Consider the following 6,711-nt stretch of genomic DNA (forward strand, 5'->3'; position numbering starts at 1 on the left):
GAGCTAGACACCGCGTTTAATATTGCGGCTAAACAAGCTGCGCCAAGCCTGATAACTCTTCCTGTTTCTTTGACCGTCGCGGAGGCAAAATAATGAAACATACATTGATTGGTTCTTTAATTGCATTGACGGCAATTTCGTTTACTAGTGCAGCGGCTGATTTGGCCTCTCCTGCAAAAGTCGACGCAAAAGCTCAACAACAGCACAACATTCAGCGTGAATCAGGATTCAAACAGACTGAACGTGAACTCGCAGCATTAAAAGCACAGCTAATAAAGCAAAGGGAAACTTTGCAACAGCAGAACGATCGACTGGTTTCTGAGTTTAGCCAAAATGAGGATAAACTCGCTCGATTAGAAGAGAAGCTGCGTTTAGAAACGGGTAGTTTAGGTGAAGTGTTTGGCGTTGTTCGCCAGCACGCAAAAGAACTGGATTCAGAGCTTTCACAATCTGTGACCGCAGCGGGCGCACAAACTCATTCATTTGTCGTTGAGGACATCGTCGCTGCAACTAAACTACCGTCGATGCCGCAGCTTATCGGCCTTTGGTCTGCTTTGACGGAACAAATTCAAGCAAGTGGCCAAGTTCAGTCCGTCAACGTTAAGTTTGTTGATGGGGAAGGGCTTAGCCAGGAAGTGACAGCGCAACGTCTTGGTGCCTTTGGTTTGGTTGGCGAACAAGGTTACCTTAATTGGAATAACGCAAAACAAGATGCGGCAGTATACATTAAGCAACCAGAGAACGGACCGACATCAGCATCACTGTTAGGTCTATTAAATGGTGAGCGTACCAACCTTGTTGTTGACCCTTCACGCGGCATTATGCTTGAGCAACTCGCGCTCACGCCAAGCTTTCTTGACCGACTTCAAGCTGGTGGTGTGGTTGGTAAAGTGATTATCGGTCTGCTGGTTATTGGATTGATCATCTCGTTGGTACGTGGTGTAAGCCTATCTATCGCAAGGCAAAAAATTCGCAAGCAGTTGAAAATGCCTCAAAACCCCGGCGACAACCCATTAGGGCGAGTGTTGGCGGTATATAGCAAAGAGAAGAACCAAACCGTTGAAGCGCTTGAGCTACGTCTTTTGGAAGCCGTTGTTGATGAACAAGCGGGCCTAGAGAAAGGTCTATCAATGCTTAAGTTGCTAGCCGCCCTTGCTCCAATGCTTGGTCTACTTGGAACGGTGACAGGCATGATCGAAACCTTCCAAGTCATTACTCAGTTTGGTAATGGTGACCCGAAAGTGATGGCCGGCGGTATTTCTATGGCACTGGTAACAACAGTACTTGGTTTGATTGCCGCTATGCCACTGTTACTTATGCACAATATTTTAAGTGCTCAAGCCGAGGGTATCCGAAATATTCTTGAAAAACAGGGGATTGCTCTAGTCGCTGAGCAAGCAGAGAAAGATAGCTCTAACAGCTACAATGGTTTGGAGAACGCAGCGTAATGGACGCGATACTCGCTCTCTTCCCTGAGGTGATTGCTACCAGTAACTGGCTAACCTCGTTGCAAGATTTCATGCAGCAGGGGGGCTATGTACTTTGGTGGCTCTCTGGGGTTGTACTGATTTGCTGGTTGTTGATTGTTGAGCGTATTGTTTACTTATGGTTTCAGTTCCCTAAACAGAGAAACCAATGGGTCGAGAACTGGAGGCTTCGTCGTGACCAAAACTCATGGTTTGCACGTGCCATCCGCGAAGGTTGGTTGTCTGAAGCGCATACATTGCTCAATCAAAACCTCAATATCATTAAAGTGTTAGTAACAATTTGTCCGATGCTCGGTTTGTTAGGCACGGTAACGGGAATGATTTCCGTGTTTGATGTGATGGCTAATCAAGGTCGCAGTGACCCCAAGTTGATGGCTTCTGGTATCTCATTAGCCACTTTGCCAACTATGGCGGGAATGGTCGCGGCACTGACTGGCATGTTTGCCTATGCTCGTTTGGTTAAAGTGTGCCAAATGAAAGAAATTAAATTGGAAAAATCTTTAAGGAGTCAACGATGAGACTCGGTCGACGTCATCATAAACAAAACGAAGCTCAGGTGGATCTGACTTCAATGCTTGATATCGTTTTCATTATGTTGATCTTTTTCATTGTTACTAGCTCTTTTGTTCGCGAGTCGGGTGTTGAAGTCAATAGGCCAACCGCTTCCAACGTGGTTAGTCAAAAAGAGGCGGGCATATTTGTTGCGATTACATCAGCGAATGATATCTATATTGATAAGCGCATAGTGGATGTAGAGCGAGTTGAAGCAACGTTAGAACACCTTTTGCTTGATAAGCCAGATGCCTCACTGGTGATACAGGCTGATGAGCACGCCTATAGCGGAACCGTGGTGAAAGTCATGGATGCTGCAAAAGGCGCTGGCGTTAAGAATATCGCTTTGGCTGCGGAGAAGATCTAGTGGGTCGATTTCTCATTGCGACACCGATAGCTTTATCCTGCGCAGTCGCTATTTTTAGTTTAATGGCTTGGATGGTCGACACTGGCCACCGCCGAGCACCGGAACCGAGTGAAGCGTTGAGTTTTAATATGGTGATGGTAGAAAATGAACAAGATGTTCAACGTCGTCAGCGTTCGGTGCCGGAACAGCCTCAAGCACCAGAAGTACCAGAGCAGATGCCAACGTCACAGGCTAATATGAAGTTGTCTCAGCTATCACCCATGTCTCAGCCTATGCTCGGGCTTAATACCGCGATTGGTGGATTAGCAATTAGCGCACCAAGCTTTGGTGAATTTGGTGTCAATCAGCAAGCAATGCCATTGTATCGTGTCGAGCCGCGTTACCCAGCAAAAGCACTTAAGCGCGGAGCTGAAGGCTATGTTGTAATGAAGTTTACGATTGATCCAACCGGCAAACCAGTTGATGTCGAAGTGTTGGAAGCAAACCCAAAGCGTATGTTTGAACGTGAAGCGATTCGAGCGCTGAAGAAATGGAAATACCAACCAAAAGTTGTTGATGGCAATGCCATCGCCCAATTTGGTCAAAGCGTGAGATTGGAGTTTAAGATAGCCAAATGATTAAGCGATTATTGTCAATTTGTTTAGTACTGTTGTCTGGGGCCTCATTTGCACAGGAGCTTAGTCAATATACGGCCACAAGAGTACACAAAGCCAATGAGCTTGCGCAGAATGAGCAAGTCACCCAAGCCATTACCATGTTAAATGAGATAGACACATCTCGTGAATATGATCAGGCTTTTGTTGCTCGCATTCTAGGCGTGTTTTATTGGCAAGATGGTAAACCAAAGCAGGCGATTAAGTATCTAGAGAAAGCGGTGGCGAGTGGCCTTCTACAAGATGAACAAGGTTGGGTTACGGAGCGAATGTTGGCAGACCTGTATCTCAATGAACATCAGTTTGAACGCGCTTTAAAGCACTACTACGTTTTGCAAAAGACAGTGCCTAAAACGCAAAAGGCGGATGACCTATGGTTGCGTATTGCCCAGTCTCACTATCAATTAGAACAGTGGTCTAAAGTTATACCCGCAGTGAATGAGTATTTAAAGGTTAGCCATGAAAGTCTGCTACAGCCTTTGTCTTTGAAGCTTGGATCTCAACTCCAACTTAAGAATTGGAAGCAAGCGATTCCGACGCTTGAACAGCTCATCGTTTTGCAGCCAGATAAAGTCAATTGGTGGAGACAACTGGTTGGGTTGCAGCTTCGTATAGGCAGAGATCGTGATGCGCTTGATACCTTGTCTTTAGCAAAGTTGAATAAGCTTGAACTTAGTCAAAGCGACCTTCGAATGCTTGCTCAGTTGTATGCCAAGCGTGGTATTCCTGAGCGTGCTGCTATTGAGATTAGTGAGTTAAACGATGCGAGTTCGGATGTGCAGTTACTGTCTGAACAGGCAACCTATTGGCAGCTAGCTAAAGAGTGGGATAAAGCGCTAGATATATGGAAACTGGCTGCAAAACAGGATGCTAAATACCACTGGAATGTTGCCCTGTTAATGGTACAGCAGGGCTACTATCAACCAGCCCTAAAGGTACTGGATAAAGTCCAAGGTAGAAAAGCAGACGTTGCGTTGGCTAAAACTCGCGCACTATATAAGCTCAACAAACTGGAGAAGGCACTAATAGAAGCAAAACGTGCAAACAATGTTGAGCCTTCAACACAAGCGAAGAGTTGGATTAAGTACCTGACCCAGCTTCGCAAAGCGAAACAACAGGTAGTAAGCTAAATAAAAAAGAGGGAAGCATATCGCTTCCCTCTTAACTACCTCATAACGTTGTTATTTCATATCGCAGCACACAAATTCAGCACGCCACAAAAGCCTTGTAGAGCCTTTCATGTTGGTCAGCAGCTCCTGACCAGACAATTGCGGGAATGCGTGCATAACTGTCACATCCTCGCTCTCTTCAGACCTTTGATAAGCCCTAACGTGCGTAAAAGTGCTTGATAAATTGTTTGTCAGCATACCTTTCGACAAGCAAATTCCGAAAACGTCGCGTTTCATCGTCTTTCCCTCTGACAATTGAGCCATCAAGTTTTGAGCTTGTTGTTATTTTGAGCTGATGGCGAGATTTAACGTTCCTACACATTTCAGTGTGCCTAATAATTATACGAAAAACGTGACTGGTTAGTATAAAAAATAATCTAAATTTGGTGTGACCAATATCACTTAATTCGCCCATTTTATCTAGCAAACTTCTAACTAGATCTAAAAGTAATCGATTGCTGAATAAGCGATGGTTACGTAATAACCTACAGTAATGAATTAGCTTTGTAATGCTCACAATTCTCGCAATCAGAAATCGGCCGAATGTTAGCTAAATGTTACTCTTAACGGTAGTGGAGGATGGGTATGAAATGGAGCAGTATCAGCTTTCGGAGAAGAATGCTGATCATTATGACGCTGTCGGGCTTAATCGAGTTGCTGATTCTCGTTGCAGCAGGGTTCATCTACGTTAAGCACGACCAAGAAGAGCAAATGGGCAGGCAAGCTCTAAAGGTTGCTTCTTTTCTTGCGAACTCGTCAGAAGTCGCGAGCCAGATAGAAAATGGTCTTGATCAATCAAGTCAGCAGGAGTATCGCGTTTTAACTAATCTGATTGGTGCTGCTTTTATTGTTATTGGCGATATACAAGGAGTGCGCCTTGTTCACCCTCTTGATCAACGTATTGGTAAACCGATGAAGGGTGGTGACAATGAGCGTGCTTTAGTGGGTGGTGAAGCTTATATTTCTGTCGCTGAAGGGTCACTGGGTTACTCTGTGCGTGGCAAAGCTGCGGTATTTAATGATCGCGGCGAGATCATTGGGGTTGTTTCAGTCGGGTACTTGCTTGATCGTCTGCAAGATCGTATTGAGCCGCTAATTATCTTTCTGACCGTGATGGCATTTATTGTCGTAGGCGCGAATGCGATTGTTTCTAGCTATGCCTCGCGAAGATTCCAAAAAGCGATCTTGGGATTTGAGCCTGAAGAGATCGGCAGGTTATATGTCGAACTTGATGTCACGATGGAGACCTTAAAAGAGGGCATATTATCCATTGATGACAAAGGTATATTAAGATCAATTAACCGCAGTGCGTGTCAGATACTTGGTCTTACTAAGCAGCACTGTTTAAACCGACCGATAAGTGAAGTATTGCCTGAAAGTGATTTACAAACTGTCATTCAAACTGCACGCACCGATAACGATATAAATCTTTATCTGAATCAACAGCGTTTGATCGCCAATCGTAGCCCGATAATTGTTGACGGACGTGTTGTTGGGGCGGTCTCGAGCTTTCGCCTGAAAGACGACTTAACTGAACTGACCGAGCAGCTAGCAAAAACAAAAGAGTATGCTGAAATGCTACGTTCTCAAACCCACGAGCATCGTAACAAGCTAAATACTATCAGTGGTATGGTTCAAATGGGTGAGCTAGAAGCGGTACAGCACCTGATTGGCCAAGAGACTGCCCATTATCAAGCTCTGATAGAGTTTTTGCGTGAGACGATAAAGGAACCGCTAATTGCAGGGATGTTGCTAGGTAAGACAGAGCGCGCGCGCGAGCTAGGGTTACAGTTGTTGGTTGAAGAGGGTTCTCGTTTAGAACCATTACCAAATACGATGAATCCAGAGGATCTAGTGACCATCCTTGGAAACTTAATTGATAACGCTTTTGATGCTACACGTGAAGCAATAACTGATGACCCTTGTTTTGCTGTTGGAAGGCGAACGATCGAAGTGTCGATCAGTGATTACGGAAACGAGGTGATATTGGAAGTGACCGATCAAGGGTGCGGTTTACCTGACAGCGTCAATACTGATTCCCTGTTAGAACGGGGGGTTTCAACTAAGGACTCTTCAACGCGGGGCGTAGGGCTATTTTTAACCAGTCAGTTAGCTTTACGTTATCATGGTCAACTAGAAATGAAGAACAACGATGATTTTGGAGCAAGGATGACAGTGTACATTCCTAAGGAAGAGCAAGCATGACTTCAGCAACTAGAGTGATGATTATTGAAGATGATTTGGCTATTGCTCAGCTACATCAGCGTTATCTTGAGCAGATTGGCGGCTATGAGGTGATTGGCATCGCCACCACTCAACTCGAAGCAAATTTGCAACTGGAGATCCTCAACCCGGATTTGTTATTACTCGATGTTCACCTGCCAGATGGAACCGGCTTGGATATTTTACAAAGCTTGCGAATTAACAAAATGGGCTGTGACGTCATCTTAATTACCGCTGCGCGAGACGTTGATACATTGCAG

The 6,711-nt window shown here is 45.0% G+C and carries 8 protein-coding genes; 7 read left to right on the top strand and 1 reads right to left on the bottom strand.

Annotated features, from left to right (window positions below; genetic code table 11):
- The first annotated feature begins 92 nt into the window (after positions 1–92).
- The 5 genes from QTO00_RS11895 to QTO00_RS11915 are packed head-to-tail and all read left to right on the top strand — an operon-like array spanning position 93 to position 4,189.
- Entirely contained in the window at positions 93–1,448 is a 1,356-nt protein-coding gene (locus QTO00_RS11895) for a MotA/TolQ/ExbB proton channel family protein (RefSeq protein ID WP_331425008.1), read from the top strand.
- Positions 1,448–2,005: a MotA/TolQ/ExbB proton channel family protein gene (locus QTO00_RS11900; protein WP_331425009.1), complete on the top strand. Its 558-nt coding sequence runs from the start codon at positions 1,448–1,450 to the stop codon at positions 2,003–2,005. The genes QTO00_RS11895 and QTO00_RS11900 overlap by 1 nt, the downstream gene beginning before the upstream one ends.
- Complete coding sequence (locus tag QTO00_RS11905; protein WP_331425010.1) at positions 2,002–2,406, top strand: ExbD/TolR family protein; 405 nt, start codon at positions 2,002–2,004, stop codon at positions 2,404–2,406. The genes QTO00_RS11900 and QTO00_RS11905 overlap by 4 nt, the downstream gene beginning before the upstream one ends.
- On the top strand, positions 2,406–3,023 hold the full coding sequence (locus QTO00_RS11910; protein WP_331425011.1) for an energy transducer TonB: 618 nt from the start codon (positions 2,406–2,408) through the stop codon (positions 3,021–3,023). Before QTO00_RS11905 ends, QTO00_RS11910 begins: the two co-directional genes overlap by 1 nt.
- The gene (locus tag QTO00_RS11915) at positions 3,020–4,189 is read left to right on the top strand and encodes a tetratricopeptide repeat protein (protein ID WP_331425012.1); all 1,170 of its coding nucleotides are present in this window, start codon (positions 3,020–3,022) and stop codon (positions 4,187–4,189) included. The genes QTO00_RS11910 and QTO00_RS11915 overlap by 4 nt, the downstream gene beginning before the upstream one ends.
- A 51-nt stretch (positions 4,190–4,240) precedes the next feature.
- Here the strand turns inward: QTO00_RS11915 and QTO00_RS11920 are convergent, their stop codons facing one another.
- Positions 4,241–4,465: a hypothetical protein gene (locus QTO00_RS11920; protein ID WP_331425013.1), complete on the bottom strand. Its 225-nt coding sequence runs from the start codon at positions 4,463–4,465 to the stop codon at positions 4,241–4,243.
- A 348-nt stretch (positions 4,466–4,813) separates the two neighbouring features.
- Here QTO00_RS11920 and QTO00_RS11925 point away from each other — a divergent pair, with 348 nt between their 5' ends.
- Together QTO00_RS11925 and QTO00_RS11930 are read left to right on the top strand one after the other, a co-directional pair.
- Complete coding sequence (locus tag QTO00_RS11925) at positions 4,814–6,433, top strand: sensor histidine kinase (RefSeq protein ID WP_331425014.1); 1,620 nt, start codon at positions 4,814–4,816, stop codon at positions 6,431–6,433.
- A partial coding sequence (locus tag QTO00_RS11930) for a response regulator (RefSeq protein WP_331425015.1) occupies positions 6,430–6,711 on the top strand: 282 nt, incomplete at its 3' end. The genes QTO00_RS11925 and QTO00_RS11930, both read left to right, overlap by 4 nt.

The organism is Vibrio sp. M260118, assembly GCF_036533755.1.
Classification (GTDB): domain Bacteria; phylum Pseudomonadota; class Gammaproteobacteria; order Enterobacterales; family Vibrionaceae; genus Vibrio.